The sequence below is a fragment of the Thermophilibacter sp. genome, from assembly GCF_966187215.1.
This window is the reverse complement of sequence record NZ_CBIFYV010000055.1, coordinates 14,557-29,757: the sequence shown is the minus strand read 5'-3', so window position 1 is coordinate 29,757 and position 15,201 is coordinate 14,557. Positions and strand designations below refer to the sequence as shown.

Below are 15,201 nucleotides of genomic sequence, written 5' to 3'. Positions count from 1 at the left end.
TGGCGAGAAGGGCGTCCGCCCGCCACGTGGCGGCGGCCCCGCGCCCTTCTCGCCGCGCGGAATCAGGCCGGGTGGGGCGCGCCCGGCTTCCCACCCGCCCCCGTGAGAGGTTCTTCTCGCCCAACGCGGCCGGGCGGGCGCGACGGCGAGAAGAACGTCCGGGTTTGGCGCGCGCCGACGCCCCAACGCTAAGCTTGGCTTGTCGAAGGGAGACGCGCATGCTTGCCGACTATCACGTTCACACGGGCTTCTCGGACGACTCGACCTATCCCCTGGAGCGGGTGGCGCGCGACGCCGTGCGCCTCAACCTCGACGAGGTGTGCTTCACCGAGCACGTCGACTACGGCGTCAAGCCGGAGTGGAACCGCCCGGACGGCGCGCGCTTCGACTGCGGCCACCCGGTCACCAACTGTCCCTACTACCCCTACCTCGAGGAGCTCGAGCGCGTGCGCGGTGAGCTCGGCGACCAAATCTGCCTGCGCGCGGGCCTTGAGCTGGGCGTCCAGACGGACACGGTGCACGAGAACCGCGCGCTCGTGCGGACGCTGTCGGGGCGGCTCGACTTTGTGATCTGCTCCGTCCACCAGGTGCGCAACCTCGAGTTCTGGAACGGGGCCTTCCAGGAGGGCCGCACCCAGGACGAGATCCACCGCGCCTACTACGAGGAGCTGCTCGGCGTGGTCGAGAGCTTCCGCGACTACGACGTGCTCGGGCACCTGGACCTCATCCGCCGCTACGACCCCTTCGCGCGCGAGGCCGGCGCGTATCCCTTCGAGAGGGTACGCGACGTGGTGGCGGAGATCCTGCGGCGCGTGATCGCCGACGGGCACGGCATCGAGGTCAACACGTCCGGCATCCGCTACGGCGTGGGCGACTTCCAGCCGTCGCGTGAGGTGCTGACGCTCTACCGCGACCTCGGCGGGGAGGTCGTGACCGTGGGCTCCGACTCGCACAAGCCGGAGCACCTGGGCTCCTACCTGCGCCTGGCCTATCGAGAGCTGGAGGAGCTGGGCTTTGCGGGCGTATGGACCTTCGAGCGGCGCGAGGGCACGCTGCGGCGCTGGTAGAGAGCGGCGAGAAGGGCGCGGGCCGATAAGGGGGCGGCGCGGGACGGCGCACGCCCTTCTCGCCGCCGGACCTTCTCGCCGGATCTTCTTGACCGCCGGACCTTCTCGCCTCCCCTACCGCCGTCCGCCGGAGCAGCCGCCGAGGCTGACGATGCCCTCGTAGTAGGCGAGCCGCCGCGCGAGGTTGGCGTCGAAGTCCTCCACGAAGCAGCGCGCGAAGAGCGCGTCCAGCACGAAGAGCAGCGAGAGGCCTGTGGCGAACGGCGACACCTTGCGCGCGTGGTTCTCCTGCGGCGAGAGGGCCAGCTTGACCCGGGCGTACTCGTCGAGCGGGGTCGGCTCGGCGGAGGCCACGAGCACCACGGGCACCCCGCGCTCCGCGAGCGAGCGGGCCGCCGGGCGGGCGATGGCGCCGCGCCCGCCGAAGGAGACGAGCACCACTGCGTGCGTGGGGTCGGCCGACGCCACGGCGAGGCGCTGCTCGTACTCGTCTACGGGGACGTTGACCGCGCGGCCGACCTCGGCCATCTGGAAGCGGAAGTTCTGCGCGAAGGCGACGTTTCCCGCCGTGGCGAGCACGTCCACACGCTCCGCGGCCAGCACGAGCTCGGCGGCGCGGTCGAGCGCGGCGGCGTCGAGCACGTTGGCCGTGGCGGCGAGCGTCTGGGCGAGGTCGCGCGCGAGGCCGTCGATCACCGCGCGGCCGTCCTGGCCGGGCCCCACGGGGAAGTTGACGTCTACGCCGGCGTTCTCGTGACGGAAGGACTCGAGCGCGCCCGCCAGGCGCACGCGCAGGTCCGCCAGACCCGTGCAGCCGAGCTTCTCGCAGAGGCGGTAGACCGTGGCCTGCGAGACGAGCGCGCGGGCGGCGAGCTGCTTGGCGCCATCCGTGAGGCAGCGCGCCGGGTCCGTCAGGATGACGTCGGCGAGCGCGCGCTCCGCCTCGGTGAGGCCGCCGCGCTCGAGGCGCAGCCGCGTGAGGATGTTCATGGGGGCTCCTTACCTGACGTGGAAAAGGGACTGTCCCTTTTCCACGTCACACGGGCGGCTCGCCGGTCTCGAGCACGCGCTCGAGCGCCGCCTCGTCGAGCACGGGGACGCCGAGCGACTCGGCCTTGGCGAGCTTGGAGCCCGCCGCCGCGCCGGCCACCACGTAGCTCGTCTTCTTTGAGACCGAGCCCGTGACCTTGGCGCCGAGGGCCTGCAGCGCTGCCTTGGCCTCGTCGCGCGTGCGCCGCTCGAGCGTGCCCGTGAGCACGAACGTGAGGCCGGCCAGCGTCTGCGGCCGCTCGGGCTCGGCGCGCTCCTCCTCCAGCGCCACGCCCGCCGCGCGCAGGCGCTCCACCACGGCCACGTTGCGCGGCACCGAGAAGAACTCGCGCACGCTCGCCGCGATCTTGGGGCCCACGCCGTCCACCTGCGCGATGTCCTCCTCGCCGGCCGTCGCGAGCGCCGCCATGCTCCCGAAGTGCGCCGCGAGCTGGCGCGCCACCGTGGCGCCCACGTGGCGGATGCCCAGGCCGAAGAGGACGCGCGCCAGGCCGCGGCCCCTGGACTCCGCGACCTGCGCCATGATCTTGGCCGCGATCACCGGCCCCACCACGATGTCGTCGCCGTCCACGGTCTGCCGGCCGGTCCAGACCTCGGCGAGGTCCTTCTCGGTGAGCCGGTCGTAGAAGTCGGCCACGTCCGAGAGCAGGCCCTGCTCGACCATGCGGCCCACGAGCTCGTCGCCGAGGCCGTCGATGTCCATGGCGTTGCGGCTGCCCCAGTGGATGAGGCGCTCGACGGCCTGCGCCGGGCAGTCGATGGAGACGCAGCGGTAGGCGACCTCGCCCTCCTCGCGTACCACGGGGCTGCCGCAGGAGGGGCAGGTCTCGGGCATGCGGAACTCGGGCGCGCCGGCCGGGCGCAGCTCCAGGACCGGCCCCACGACCTCGGGGATCACGTCGCCGGCCTTGTGGACCACGATCGTGTCGCCCACGCGGACGTTCTTGCGCTCGATCTCGTCGACGTTGTGCAGCGTGGCGCGCGCGATCGTGGAGCCGGCCACCGTGACCGGGTCGAACTCGGCCACCGGCGTGAGGACGCCGGTGCGGCCCACCTGCACGCGAATCTCGCGCAGGACGGTGCGCTTCTCCTCGGGCGGGAACTTGAACGCGATGGCCCAGCGCGGCGCGCGCGCCGTGAAGCCGAGCGCCGCCTGGCTCGCGAAGGAGTCCACCTTCACGACCACGCCGTCGATGTCGTAGTCCAGCTCGTCGCGACGCGCGAGGGCGGCCTCGCAGTAGGCGCGCACCTCCGCGGCGCTCGCGCAGCGCGCGTAGTGCGGGTTCACCGAGAAGCCGCAGTCGGAGAGCCAGCTCAGGAAGTCGTGCTGGGTGGCCACGTCGATCGGGGCCTCGTCGGCCACCGCGTAGATGAAGGTCTCGAGGTCGCGATGGGCCGTGACCTTGGGGTCCTTCTGGCGAAGGCTGCCCGCCGCGGCGTTGCGCGGGTTGGCGAAGGGCTGGGTGCCGGCGGCGTCGGCGTCCTCGTTCAGGCGCTGGAACGAGTGGCGCGGCATGTAGACCTCGCCGCGGACCTCCACCGTGCGGCCGAGCCCGCCGTCGGCCAGGCGCGCGAGGCCGGCCGGTGCCAGCGCGCGGGGGACGTCCGCGATCGTGAGCACGTTGGCGGTGACGTTCTCCCCGGTGGTGCCGTCGCCGCGCGTGGCGGCGCGCACGAGCTGGGCGTCGCGGTAGGTGAGCGCCACGCCCAGGCCGTCGATCTTGAGCTCGCAGGTGTAGGCCACCGGGCGCTCCGGCGTGGCGCCGAGGGCCTCGTCGGTGCGCGCGAGCCACTCGTCGAGCTCGTCGAGGTCCATCGCGTCGTCCATCGAGTACATGCGCGCGGCGTGGGTCACCGGCTCGAACTGCTCCGAGACGTAGCCGCCCACGCGCTGCGTGTAGGAGTCGGGCGTGACCAGCTCGGGATGCGCGGCCTCGAGGGCGAGAAGCTCCTGGAGGGTGCGGTCGAACTCGGCGTCGGACATCTCGGGTCGGTCGAGTGCGTAGTAGGCGTAGGCCGCGTGGCTGAGGACGCGGTTGAGCTCGGCGGCGCGGGCGCGCGGCGTGGGCGCGGGGACGGGCTTTGGCGCGGCGGCGTCGGACGCGGGCGGCTCCCCGAAGAGCGTTCCCTGCTGCGGCTGCGCGTGCTTCTCGTCTGCCATGTGGCTCCCTCCGCGGTCGTTTAGGCCCACCCATGGTAGCGCAGGGGCCGGACGGGGCGCCTCGGGCGCGCGGGGCGGGCCCGTCTCGCCAAACGAAGGCGGCACCGGCGCCGGGTATGTACACCCGTTCCGGGTATGTACACCCACCCCGGGCTATCGCCTACTTTGAGGTTATATATTCCCAGCTCAACGGGTCGGCGAGAAGGCCCTTGTGCCGCGGGCACTGTACATACCCGGAACCGGTGTACATAGTCGTCAGCTCATCCGCGGCGGAGGCCCCTCAGCGCGCGACCAGGCGCCGCTCGGCCGCCAGCGCGCGCCCGCCGAACGCGACCTGCGCGAGCATCAGCGCCCCCGCCGCGACCCAGAGCGCCGGATAGCCGCCGGCCGCCACGAGCGGCGCGCCCACGGCCGAGCCCACGCCGCCTCCGGCGAAGACGCCCAGCCCGATGAGGCCGGTGCAGAGCCCGGACTGCGCGGGGTCGGCGTCCATGGAAAGCGAGACCAGCGTCGGCTGCACGAGGATGTAGCCCAACCCCAGCGCCCCGGCGGCGAGAAGCGCCGGCGGCCAGGCGCCCGTCGCGCTCACCGCCGCGAGCGCGAGCACCGCCACCAGCCCGGACGCCTCGCCCACCCGGATGACGCCGAGCGCGCCGCGAGCCATCCCGATGCGCCCGGAGACGGCGCCGCCCACCAGACACATCACGCCGTAGAGCATCATGACCAGGCCGGCCTGCGTGGACGTGAGGCCGCAGCGCTCGGCGAGGAAGGTCCCCATGAAGCTGTAGACGCCGAGAAACGCCACGCCCGTGGTGCACGCCACCAGGAAGACGGCGCGATGCGGGCCGAGGAAGACGCGCGCGGCGCGCACGAGGAACGGTGCGGACGGCGCGCCCTTCTCGCCCGCCACGCTGGTCTCCCCCGCCGCCGGCCGCTCCGGCAGGCGCAGCCGCCACAGCAACGCAAGCGCCACGAGCGCCAGCGCGCCGAAGCACGCGAAGGCCGCCCGCCAGCTCACGAGGTCGCAGATGATGCCGCCGAGGCCCGACGACAGCCCCTGGCCCGTGAACGTGACGCCCATGAGCACGCCCACGGCGGCGCCCCGGCACTCGGGCCCCACCACGTCGCCGACGAGCGCCTGCGAGACCGCGATGATCCCGGCCGCGAAGCACCCCGTGACCACGCGCGCGGCCACGAGCAGCTCGAGCGTGGGCGCCACGGCGCACAGAAACGTCCCGACGGCCAGGCCCGCCACGATCACGTGGAGCACGCGCAGCCGGCCGAAGCGGTCGCCGATGGTGCCGGCCACGGGCTGGAGCAGGCCGTAGGGCACCAGGTAGGCGGTGAGCACGATCGCCGTGGCCGAGGCCGCGACGCCCAGACCGTTCGCGATCGCGGGCAGGGCCGGCGAGACGAACCAGTTGTCGGCGGCCGAGACGAGGCCGCAGAAGCCGAGCGTGAGAACGACGCGGCGCTGCGCCGGGGTGAGCTGACCCATGGGATTCCCTTCGTTGAGCGGTGCCGAACCATTGTAGGCCGGCACGGCACACGACGCGCCGGGTGCCAGGGAGGGCGCCCGCGCCCCGCCCGCGGCCGCGCGCACGCCGCTCACCGAGAGGCCCACGTCACGATGGAGTCAGACTGCCCTTCTCACCTGCAACGTCAGATATCGGTCAGCCTCCGGGAAGGCAGGGGCTCGCAATCGTCGCTACCCTTGCCCTCCAAGGAGGTGTCGTATGGGTACACTGTCTACAGTAAACGCTTCTTCAACGATAGGCAGTCTCATGGCAACGAGTCTCGTGTCGGGCAGGGTCAGCGAAGAATGCAAGGAGCGCGCGGCGTTCTTCATCCGACGCGCGGGCCTCACCACCTCTGACGTCATTCGAATCGTCTGGGAGAACATCGCCAGGACCGGCGAGGTGCCGAAGCCCGTCGAGGAATCCGCAGCCGGTGACCAGTCGCTTGAAACCGTCGATAATCCGCTCATGCGCCGGTTTCTCGAACTTCGGGCAACGACTCCCAGCTCAGACTTCCTCAGAAACCTGACTCCCGAGGGCTTGAAAGAGGAGCTGGCAAGCCGTGACATATAAATTATTTCTTGACACGAACATCCTGCTGGACCAGATGATAGATGATCGTCCAGGATCAGACGACGCCTTGCGGCTCACTGGGATGGCCACGAGGGGCAACGTGCTCTGCACCATCTCGACCACGTCCTTGAGCGACGTCTACTACATCTCGCGCCGGACGGTTCCCGAGCGGAAGCGCCGGGCCTGGCTCGAGTTCTTTCTCGATGCTTTCGAGGCCGTGGCTCCCGACACGAACACCTGTCGCACGGCGCTGGCGTCCGACGAGCCCGACTACGAGGACGGCGTCGTTCGCGCGCTTGCCGAGAGGTGCCATGCCGACTATATCATCTCCCGTGATGAGCGCGCGTTTGCAGGATCAGGCGTTCCCCGACTCTCTGCAGCGGAGTTTCTTGAGGTCGCGGGACTAGGCGGCACTCACGTAACGCGCTAACGGCTACGACCTTTGCACAGCGCGCGGAAGACCCTCTATGGCAAGCGAGGCGCCCCCGGCTCCGCTGAGGGAGTCGGGGGCGCAGACGCTGGTCAGGCGAGAAGAACCTAGGCGGTTGCCCGGCCCGCCTCCCTCTGGGCCGCGCGCTCGTCTTCTTGGTCCATTCGCTCAACGAGCCAGACCTTGATAAGGGACTGGCGCGTCACCCCGTAGCGGGAGGCAAAGGCGTCCAGACGCGCGATCGTCCCGTCGGACATGTCGAGGGCGACCCGCCTAGACGGCTCGCGTCCGGGCTTGCGGAGCGTTGACATATCCGCATATTCGAGGACGCTCTCCTCCCCCTTGTCAAAGACGCGCTCCATCTCGGATTCGCTGCTAAAGGTTTTCATCGTATGCCCTCTCTTCGTCCTTATGAGAGCGTCGAACCGAGATGATCCTTGTTCGGCCCTCACGGTAGGTCACAATCGCTGTCCAATGACGGTTCCCCATCAAACCAATAACCGCATAGCGCGGTTCATCTGGATACCGAAGCCTAACCTCAATCCTCTCTGGATCTGCAAAGAGCTCGCGGGCCTGTTCAAAGCTGACCCCATGCTTCTTTGCATTGGACGCGCTTTTTTCTGGGTCCCACTCAAACTCCATGCCATCATCCCCTTCTTGGCTTGAATTGTACCTTTTTCGTACTATTTAAGTACATATCACTATATCGACAAAAACACCCCCGGCTCCGCTGAGGGAGCCGGGGGCGCAGACGCTAATCAGGTGAGAAGAACGCGCGACTGACTAGTGACGACGCTTCAGGAAGGCGCCGAGACCGGCAACGGCGGTGCCGAGCGCGGCGATGCCGGAGACCGCCATCGTGGCGTCGCCCGTGGAGGGCAGGGCGTCCTTCTTGGCCGACTTGGTGTCGTCAGACTTCTTGGCAGTATCGTCGGACTTGTCGGTGGTGTCCGTCGTCTGGTCGCCAGCGTCAGTGGCGTCGTCAGCCGGGGTCTCGGCGTCGGTGTTGTCGTCGCCCGGGATCCCGGTGTCGTCACCGGGCTCCTCAGTGCCGGGCTGCTCGCCGCCGGGCTCCTCAGTACCGGGGTTCTCACCCTCGCCGGGCTCCTCGGTCCCAGGCTCCTCGGTCTCGCCACCAGGCTCCTCGGTACCCGGGTTCTCGCCCTCGCCGGGGTTCTCAGGCTCCTCGGTGCCGCTGCCCGGCTCCTCGGTCTCCGCCTTGTGCTCGTAGACGTTGACAACGTGGCTGCCCGCGCCGCCAATCAGATCGCTAGACAGGACTTCGTCGGCGTTGTCGAAGTTGGTCCAGTACCAGGTGATTCCATCGTACTGGTCGTCAAGCTCGTCAACGAACGTCTGGAAGGCGACCTGCTGGCCAACGGGCGTCTCAACGTTGATCGTGGTCACGGTGCCATCGGCAAAGTGGAAGATGACCGTCAGAGTCTCCTGCTGCTCGGTCTCGCCGCCCTCGCCGGGCTCCTCGGTGCCGCCGCCCTGGCCGGGCTTGTCACAGCCGGGCTTGCCAATCCAGCCCCAGCAGATGTCGCAGAACCCGTCGTGGTTTCGGTCAACCACGGGGTGCTTCACATGCGCCAGCCACCAGTTTCCATAGTGCCACTCACCCTTGAACCAGTTCCAGTCAGTGGCACAGAAAGACGTGGGGTCAGGAGTCTCGGCATTGGAGGCGGCGTCGGTGGTCTCCGTATCAACGGTCTGCTCGACGGCGGTGGTCTCGTCCGGGGTCGCCTCGTCAGCGAGCGCGGTGGCCAGCGGGCCGGCGACGGGACTCAGGGCCAGCACGGCCGTGAGGCCGGCGGTCACCGCGATGTTCCTCTTGGTGCTCTTGTTCATGTGGAGCTGCTCCTCTCCAAAAATGCGAGAAGGTCGGGCGGGAGGCACGTTGCCTCGCGCACCCGACCGTTGCTCGCTTTGACTAGTGACGACGCTTCAGGAAGGCGCCAAGGCCCGCGACGGCGGTGCCCAGCGCGCCGAGGCCGGAGACGGCCATGGTGGCGTCACCCGTGCTCGGAAGAGTGCTCTTGTCGGAAGCGGTCTTGTCCGAGGCGGTCTTGTCCGCGCCCTTGTCCGGGGCGAGCGGGGTCTTGGTGTCGTCCGTGACGCCCGCGCCGTCAACGCCGTTCTTGCTCCACTTGGCCCAGAGGGTCATGTCCTCGGTGACGGGCGTGGAGAAGTCCCAGGCCTGGGTGAGGTTGGTGTCGGAGTACCAGCCCTCGAACGTGTAACCCTCGCACTTGGGGTCTGCCGGCTTGGCCACGGTCTTGCCGTCCTCGACCTCGACGACCGCGTTCTCGGTGCTGGCGAGGCAGTCATCGAAGGTGACCTTGTGAATCTCGGCGGCAGGGGTCTCGGTGCCGGGCTCCTCGGTGCCGGTGCCGGGGGTCTCGGTGCCGGTGCCGGGGGTCTCCGGGGTCTCGGTACCCTCGCCGGGCTCCTCGGTGCCGGTGCCAGGCTGCTCAGTGCCCTCGCCGGGCTGCTCGGGCTCAGTCGTCTCCTCGTCCTGGATCCACTTGGCGTAAAGGGTCATGTCACCGGTGACGGGCGTCGCGAAGTCGTAGGGCTGGGTGCACTCGGCGTCGGTGTACCAGCCGGCGAAGTCGTAACCCTCGCGCGTCGGGTCAGCGGGCTTGGACACGGTCTTGCCAGTGTCGACAACCTGCCTGGTGTCATCAATGCCCGCATCGCCATAGTTAAAGGTGACGGTTGCAAGCTTCACGCACTTCACCGTGATAGTGGTGTCACCCTTGATCTCATAGCTAGTGATGTCATCAATAGGCGACCCCTCACCGTCAGCGTAGCCGTCGACCCGATATCCCTCGGGAGCGCGCCGCGCATCAGCGTAGTCAAAAAGGTTGACGGACTCGGGGGTGGTGGTATCCAGCGTCTTACCACTTTCGTCGACGAACTCGTACGTCACCGTCGGCTGGCGGTCGAACTTAGCGTAAAGCGACTTGTCCTCAGTAATCTTGCTGCCGGGTGCAACCGGAGAATAACGGACGGTATATTCCGGATCGGTAAACCAACCGTCAAGCTTATAACCCTCTGGAATTAGAGGCTTAAGGGCTTGATATGCGTCTGCAACGGTAGCACTACCGCTGTACTCAACCTGCTCAGAATAGAAAGGCGTATCCTGATCAGGGCTGAGATAGTAACTCACCGTCGGCTTCTCAACCCACTTGGCATACAAGTTCATATCATCTGGAAAAGCACCGAAGTCAGTGATCTTCTTCGTGAATTCTTTATCGGTATACCAGCCGTCAAACGAATAGCCCTCCGCCGGCGCATGGGCTTTCATCTCTTCGGAAGAAGGAAGCGTAATCGCTGAGTTGGTCTGGTTCCTAGTTGTCGTCTCCTCCTTATATGGGGAGAGCTCATCCATATCGTCATAGGAGAGCGCATTCCAAAACTTTATCGTGACCGTCTTTGACCCCCACTTGGCATAGAGGTCAAGATCTGTGTACTGAGGTTTGTTGGAAGAGAAGTAGTACTCGTTTTCGCAATCGGGATCTGTGTACCAGCCGACAATCATCATGCCTTCGGGTGCAAGATAGCTTTTTAAAGTTATGTCCTTAATCGTTGCGCCATAGGCGTACTCTTCGGTCACATCTTGATTGAGAGTGCTGTTGAAATGCCATCTAATCGTAATCGTAGAAGGTTGATCTTCTGTTTTTGACTCATTCGCGACGTCCGTCACGGGTGTGGCATCGTCTGCAAGCGCCGTCACGACCGGGCCCGCAACCGGGCTCAGTGCCAGCACCGCGGTGAGCCCCGCGGTCACAGCGAGGTTCCTCTTGGTCCCCTTGTCCATTCCCAACGTTCCCTTCTCCTAGCCAAGCGACGCTCCCGGGCGAAAACGTGCCAGAGGGTCGGCCCGAGAATCGCTTAGATGCTAGTCGAGGTTCACGTCACTAATCGTTTCTTCTTTTTGTTATCGGGGGTATTAAACTCATAGCAAGGACACACGTGTATTGGGAGGGACCATCATTGCTGATACGCTCCAAATTGACACCGTCTCACATTGTTTTCGCAGGTACCCGGCTTCCAATCCCTACGCCGATTCGAGGGGTGGGGGCACCGTTGGAACCCCTTGAGCAATTGTTGCTCCCCTTACAATCGAAAGCACGCTAACCAAGCCATCGCCGGAACGGGCCGGCATCGGAATGCCCCGGGTGCTTCTCTTCAGACTCTACGCGTCGGCCCGAACGAGACCCTCCTCCAGGCAGTAAGCCGCATAGAGCGGAAGGCACCTGATCTCCTCGCCCCGCTCGCCTCGCTCGACGTCGAAGTTCCGCTCGGAGAACACGACCGCATACGGCGCGCGCGAGCGCGTCATGAACGTCGAGAGGGTCCTGGCCCGCACGTTGCGCGCCGACTTGACCTCGACGGGGATGACGCGCGCACGGTCATCCTGGAGCAGGAAGTCAAGCTCGCCGCGCGCTCCCCAGGACGCGGGAGGAGTCCAATAGTAGGTCTGGAGGTCGTTTGAGGCGAGCGCCTGCATCACGGAGTTCTCCGCGAGCGCGCCGCGGAAGTCCGACGAGACGGGCGCCGTGCCCTGGGACTCAAGCCAGAGCCGTGGGTTGACCGCGAGCTTGTAGAACATGAGGCCCGTGTCCGCCAGGTAGACCTTGAAGAAGCTGCCCTCGTCGGCGTCGTAGGGAACGAGCGGTGCCTCGACGCACTCGGTGAGGCCGTTGATGCTCACCATTCCGGCTCCCTCGAGCCAGTCGAGCGGCTCGAGCAGCTTTGCGCGTCTGCCGCCGCGCTCGACCTCGGCATACTTGAACTTCTTCGTCGACGCCCTCAGGAGCTGAGCGGGAATGCTGCGCCAGAGCTTGCGGGCCGCGAGCGCGCTGATGCCGTTGTCCGGATCCGTCATGTCGGCCGTATAGATCTGGTCGACCTCCCGCTGCTGGACGCGCGCCTCGTCGACCTGGCCCGTTCGCACGTAGGCGTCCACGGCCGCAGGGAGCCCGCCGACAACCTGATAGACCCTGAACAGCTCGTTCGCGCGCTCGTGAGCCGCATAGGGCTCGAGGGTCCGCGCATGGACACGGATCGCCTCGGCCATCTGCTCTTCGCCAACGGCCCAAAGGAACTCCTCGAACGTCATGGGGTGCAGGGTCACCTGCCGGACCCCGCTGGGGAACGGCAGGTTCCTGCGGCGCGTGGCCACGCCGAGCTGGCTGCCCGTGGCGGCGACGCGCCAACCGGAGCCGGAGAAGAACCTCAACGAGTTCAGCGCGCGCTCACAGAGCTGCACTTCGTCGAAGAGGACAAAGGCACTCTCGCGGTCGAGACGGACGCGCTTGTAGTCCGCCACGCGACGCATGATGGCGTCCACGTCATCGGTCGGCCCGTCAAAGAGCGGGGCGATGAGGTCGAGATCCGTCTGGAAATCCAGCTTGACGAAGGCCTCTCCCGCAAGGCGGCGGCCGACCTCCTCGACCACATAGGTCTTGCCGACGCGACGCGCCCCGCGCACGAGAAGGGGGCACTCATAGCGCTCGGTTGCCCAGCCCTCGATGAGATGTTCTATGCTCCGGCGCAGTGGCATGCCACACCCCTTGGGTCTTCCTGTTAGGAAATCGTGTATTTAGGATACACGCTTTTGCTAGAAATCGTGTATCTCAGATACACAAAATTACGAGAAATCGTGTATTCGGAGTACACGAAAACATGCCTGCGGGAGGAGAGCCCCCATACAGCGAGAAGGGCCCCGCACGCCGCAGGGCCCTTCTCGCCGAGCGAATGTGCCGGGGCTTCGGCTACGCCACCTTCGCCTCGTAGCCGGCGTCGGCGACGGCCGCCACGAGCGCGTCGTCGGAGACGGCGTCGGTGACGTCGCAGGTGGCGGTGCCGTCATCGAGCGAGACGGCCACGTTGGAGACGCCGTCAACGCCCTCGAGCGCCTTCGTCACGTGCTTGACGCAGTTCTGGCACATCATGCCGGTCACGTTGAGCTTCTTGGTCATGGTAGGTTCCTCCCTCTTGGTTGCGGACACGGTCTCGGGCGCGGGGTCCCCGGCGGGGGCCTCGACGCGCTCCACGGTCACGGCCAGGTCGCTGGCCGGGGCTGCCTCGGCGGCGCACTCGCGCGGCTTCCAGGTGCGCAGACGCAGCGCGTTGCTCACCACGAAGACCGACGAGAAGCCCATCGCGGCGGCGCCGATCATCGGGTTGAGGTTAACTCCCCAGGCGGAGAAGACGCCCGCCGCCACGGGGATGCAGATGGCGTTGTAGAACAGCGCCCAGAAGAGGTTCTGCTTGATGTTGCGCATCGTGGCGCGGCTGAGCTCCATCGCGGTGGCCACGTCGGCCGGGTCGGAGTGCATGAGCACCATGTCGGCCGAGCTGATGGCCACGTCGGTGCCGGCGCCGATCGCGATGCCCACGTCGGCGCGGGCGAGCGCGGGGGCGTCGTTGATGCCGTCGCCCACCATCGCCACCTTGTGCCCGGCCTGCTGCAGCGCGCGGACCCTCTCCTCCTTCTGCGCGGGCAGCACGCCGGCGATGACCTCGTCGACGCCCACCTGGCGCGCCACGGCGGCCGCGGTGCGCTCCTGGTCGCCGGTCAGAAGGACCGTGCGGGCGCCCATCGAGCGCAGGCGGGCGATGGCCGTCGCGGCGGTGGGCTTGACGGGGTCGGCCACGCAGATCATGCCGAGCGCGCGACCGCCTGCCGAGAAGAACAGCGCCGTCTTGCCCTCGTCGGACAGGCGCGTCGCCTCGTCGGCGAGCTCGCCCAGCTCGACGCCGTGGGCGGCCATGAGCCGGGCGTTGCCGGCGAGCGCCTCCCGACCGTCGACCGCGGCGACGAGGCCGCCGCCCGCGACCTGCTGGAACTTCTCGACGCGGGCGTCGGCGTCCGCGCCGGCGTGGCTCTCATCCACCCAGCCGCAGACGGCCGATGCCAGCGGGTGCTCGCTCTTGCGCTCGAGCGCGCCCGCCACGCGGGCGAGCTCGTCCTCCGTGGCGCCGGCGGCCAGGACCACGTCGGTCACGCTGGGCTTGCCGGCGGTGACGGTGCCGGTCTTGTCGAGCACCACGGCGTCGATGTCGCAGGCGCCTTCGAGGGCCTCGGCGGACTTGATGAGGATGCCGTTGGCGGCGCCGCGGCCGGTGCCCACCATGATGGCCGTGGGCGTGGCCAGGCCAAGCGCGCACGGGCAGCTGATCACGAGGACCGAGATCGCGTGGCTGAGCGCGGTGGCGAAGTCGCCGGAGACGACGAGCCACACGACGAGCGTCACGGCGGCGATGGCCATGACCACCGGCACGAAGACGCCGGCGATCCTGTCGGCCATGCGCTCGATGGGGGCCTTGGAGCCGGTGGCCTCGTCCACCAGGCGGATGATGCCGGCGAGCGCGGTGTCGTCGCCCACGGCACGGGCCTCCATCGCGAACCAGCCGGTGGTGGAGACGGTGGCGCCCGTCACGGGGTCGCCCACGCCCTTCTCCACGGGCACCGACTCGCCGGTGATGGCCGACTCGTCGACCGCGGCCGAGCCCTCGACCACCACGCCGTCCACCGGCACCGACTCGCCGGCGCGCACGACCACGCGGTCGCCCACGACCACCTGCTCGGTGGGCACCTCGACCTCGCGGCCGTCGCGCACGACGGTGGCCGTCTTGGGCGCGAGGTCCATGAGCGCGGTGATGGCGTCGGTGGTGCGGCCCTTGGCGCGGGCCTCGAAGTACTTGCCCAGCGAGATGAGCGTGAGGATCGTGCCGGCCGAGTCGAGGTAGAGGCTGTGGGTCGCGGCGTGGGCGGCGGCCATGTCGCCGACGCCCAGCGCGAGCGCCGCGATGTAGAGCTGCACGACGCTCCAGGCCGCCGACGCCGCCGAGCCGATGGCGATCAGCGAGTCCATGTTGGGCGCGCCGTGGAGAAGCGACTTGAAGCCGCCCACGAAGTAGTGGCGGTTGACGAAGAGGATGGGCACGCACAACAAGAGCTCCGTGAGGCCGAGCGCCATCATGCCCGCCTCGCCGGTGAGCGCCGGGGGCTGCGGCCAGCCGAGCATCGGGCCCATCGCGACGTAGAACAGCGGCACCGTGAAGATCGCCGAGACGATCAGCTGGTGCAGCCGCTGCTCGACGTCGCGGCGCGCCGCCGCGCCGGGCTCCTCGCGGGGCGCGGCCGCGGTCGTGCCGCCCGCCGGCGCGAAGCGCGGGGCGCCGTAGCCGGCGTGGTCGATGGCGGCGCACACGGCGGCGGCCGTCTCGGGCGAGCCGTCGTAGTCGAGCTCCATCGAGTTCTTGAGCAGGTTGACGTTGGCGTCCGTGACGCCCGCCACGCCGGCCGCCGCCTTCTGCACGTGCGTGGCGCAGGCGGCGCACGTCATGCCCTGTATGTCAAAGGTCTCCGTCATCCGTGAAGCA

12 protein-coding genes are annotated in these 15,201 nt (G+C 68.0%); 3 read left to right on the top strand and 9 right to left on the bottom strand.

All coding sequences use genetic code 11. The annotated features are described in order from the left end of the window. The first annotated feature begins 218 nt into the window (after positions 1 to 218). Positions 219 to 1,067: a histidinol-phosphatase HisJ family protein gene (locus tag ACWTSU_RS04845; protein ID WP_455138750.1), complete on the top strand. Its 849-nt coding sequence runs from the start codon at positions 219 to 221 to the stop codon at positions 1,065 to 1,067. Positions 1,068 to 1,181: 114 nt separating this feature from the next. Here ACWTSU_RS04845 and ACWTSU_RS04840 read toward each other — a convergent pair whose 3' ends face one another. The 3 genes from ACWTSU_RS04840 to ACWTSU_RS04830 all read right to left on the bottom strand — a co-directional run bounded on the left by ACWTSU_RS04840 (position 1,182) and on the right by ACWTSU_RS04830 (position 5,776). Then, positions 1,182 to 2,057: a MurR/RpiR family transcriptional regulator gene (locus tag ACWTSU_RS04840; RefSeq protein WP_455138749.1), complete on the bottom strand. Its 876-nt coding sequence runs from the start codon at positions 2,055 to 2,057 to the stop codon at positions 1,182 to 1,184. A 46-nt stretch (positions 2,058 to 2,103) separates the two neighbouring features. Further along, on the bottom strand, positions 2,104 to 4,278 hold the full coding sequence (ligA, locus tag ACWTSU_RS04835) for an NAD-dependent DNA ligase LigA (protein WP_455138748.1): 2,175 nt from the start codon (positions 4,276 to 4,278) through the stop codon (positions 2,104 to 2,106). A 280-nt stretch (positions 4,279 to 4,558) separates the two neighbouring features. Then, positions 4,559 to 5,776, bottom strand: a complete 1,218-nt coding sequence (locus ACWTSU_RS04830; RefSeq protein ID WP_455138747.1) for an MFS transporter — start codon at positions 5,774 to 5,776, stop codon at positions 4,559 to 4,561. Positions 5,777 to 6,062: 286 nt separating this feature from the next. Between ACWTSU_RS04830 and ACWTSU_RS04825 the strand changes: the two genes are divergently transcribed. Together ACWTSU_RS04825 and ACWTSU_RS04820 are read left to right on the top strand one after the other, a co-directional pair. Continuing rightward, positions 6,063 to 6,368 (top strand): type II toxin-antitoxin system RelB/DinJ family antitoxin, encoded by a 306-nt coding sequence (locus tag ACWTSU_RS04825; RefSeq protein ID WP_455138746.1) that lies wholly within the window; start codon positions 6,063 to 6,065, stop codon positions 6,366 to 6,368. Next, positions 6,358 to 6,798 (top strand): type II toxin-antitoxin system VapC family toxin, encoded by a 441-nt coding sequence (locus ACWTSU_RS04820; RefSeq protein ID WP_455138745.1) that lies wholly within the window; start codon positions 6,358 to 6,360, stop codon positions 6,796 to 6,798. Before ACWTSU_RS04825 ends, ACWTSU_RS04820 begins: the two co-directional genes overlap by 11 nt. 107 nt (positions 6,799 to 6,905) lie before the next feature. Here the strand turns inward: ACWTSU_RS04820 and brnA are convergent, their stop codons facing one another. From brnA to ACWTSU_RS04790, 6 genes are all read right to left on the bottom strand, one after another. Continuing rightward, the gene (gene brnA / locus ACWTSU_RS04815) at positions 6,906 to 7,160 is read right to left on the bottom strand and encodes a type II toxin-antitoxin system BrnA family antitoxin (protein ID WP_455138744.1); all 255 of its coding nucleotides are present in this window, start codon (positions 7,158 to 7,160) and stop codon (positions 6,906 to 6,908) included. A 13-nt stretch (positions 7,161 to 7,173) separates the two neighbouring features. Next, entirely contained in the window at positions 7,174 to 7,440 is a 267-nt protein-coding gene (locus ACWTSU_RS04810; protein WP_455138743.1) for a BrnT family toxin, read from the bottom strand. Positions 7,441 to 7,581: 141 nt separating this feature from the next. After that, complete coding sequence (locus tag ACWTSU_RS04805; protein ID WP_455138742.1) at positions 7,582 to 8,649, bottom strand: LPXTG cell wall anchor domain-containing protein; 1,068 nt, start codon at positions 8,647 to 8,649, stop codon at positions 7,582 to 7,584. An 82-nt stretch (positions 8,650 to 8,731) separates the two neighbouring features. Then, positions 8,732 to 10,624: an InlB B-repeat-containing protein gene (locus tag ACWTSU_RS04800; RefSeq protein ID WP_455138741.1), complete on the bottom strand. Its 1,893-nt coding sequence runs from the start codon at positions 10,622 to 10,624 to the stop codon at positions 8,732 to 8,734. A gap of 378 nt (positions 10,625 to 11,002) precedes the next feature. Beyond that, positions 11,003 to 12,373 (bottom strand): ATP-binding protein, encoded by a 1,371-nt coding sequence (locus tag ACWTSU_RS04795; RefSeq protein WP_455138740.1) that lies wholly within the window; start codon positions 12,371 to 12,373, stop codon positions 11,003 to 11,005. Positions 12,374 to 12,584: 211 nt separating this feature from the next. Further along, on the bottom strand, positions 12,585 to 15,191 hold the full coding sequence (locus ACWTSU_RS04790; RefSeq protein WP_455138739.1) for a heavy metal translocating P-type ATPase: 2,607 nt from the start codon (positions 15,189 to 15,191) through the stop codon (positions 12,585 to 12,587). Between the last annotated feature and the right edge of the window lie 10 nt (positions 15,192 to 15,201).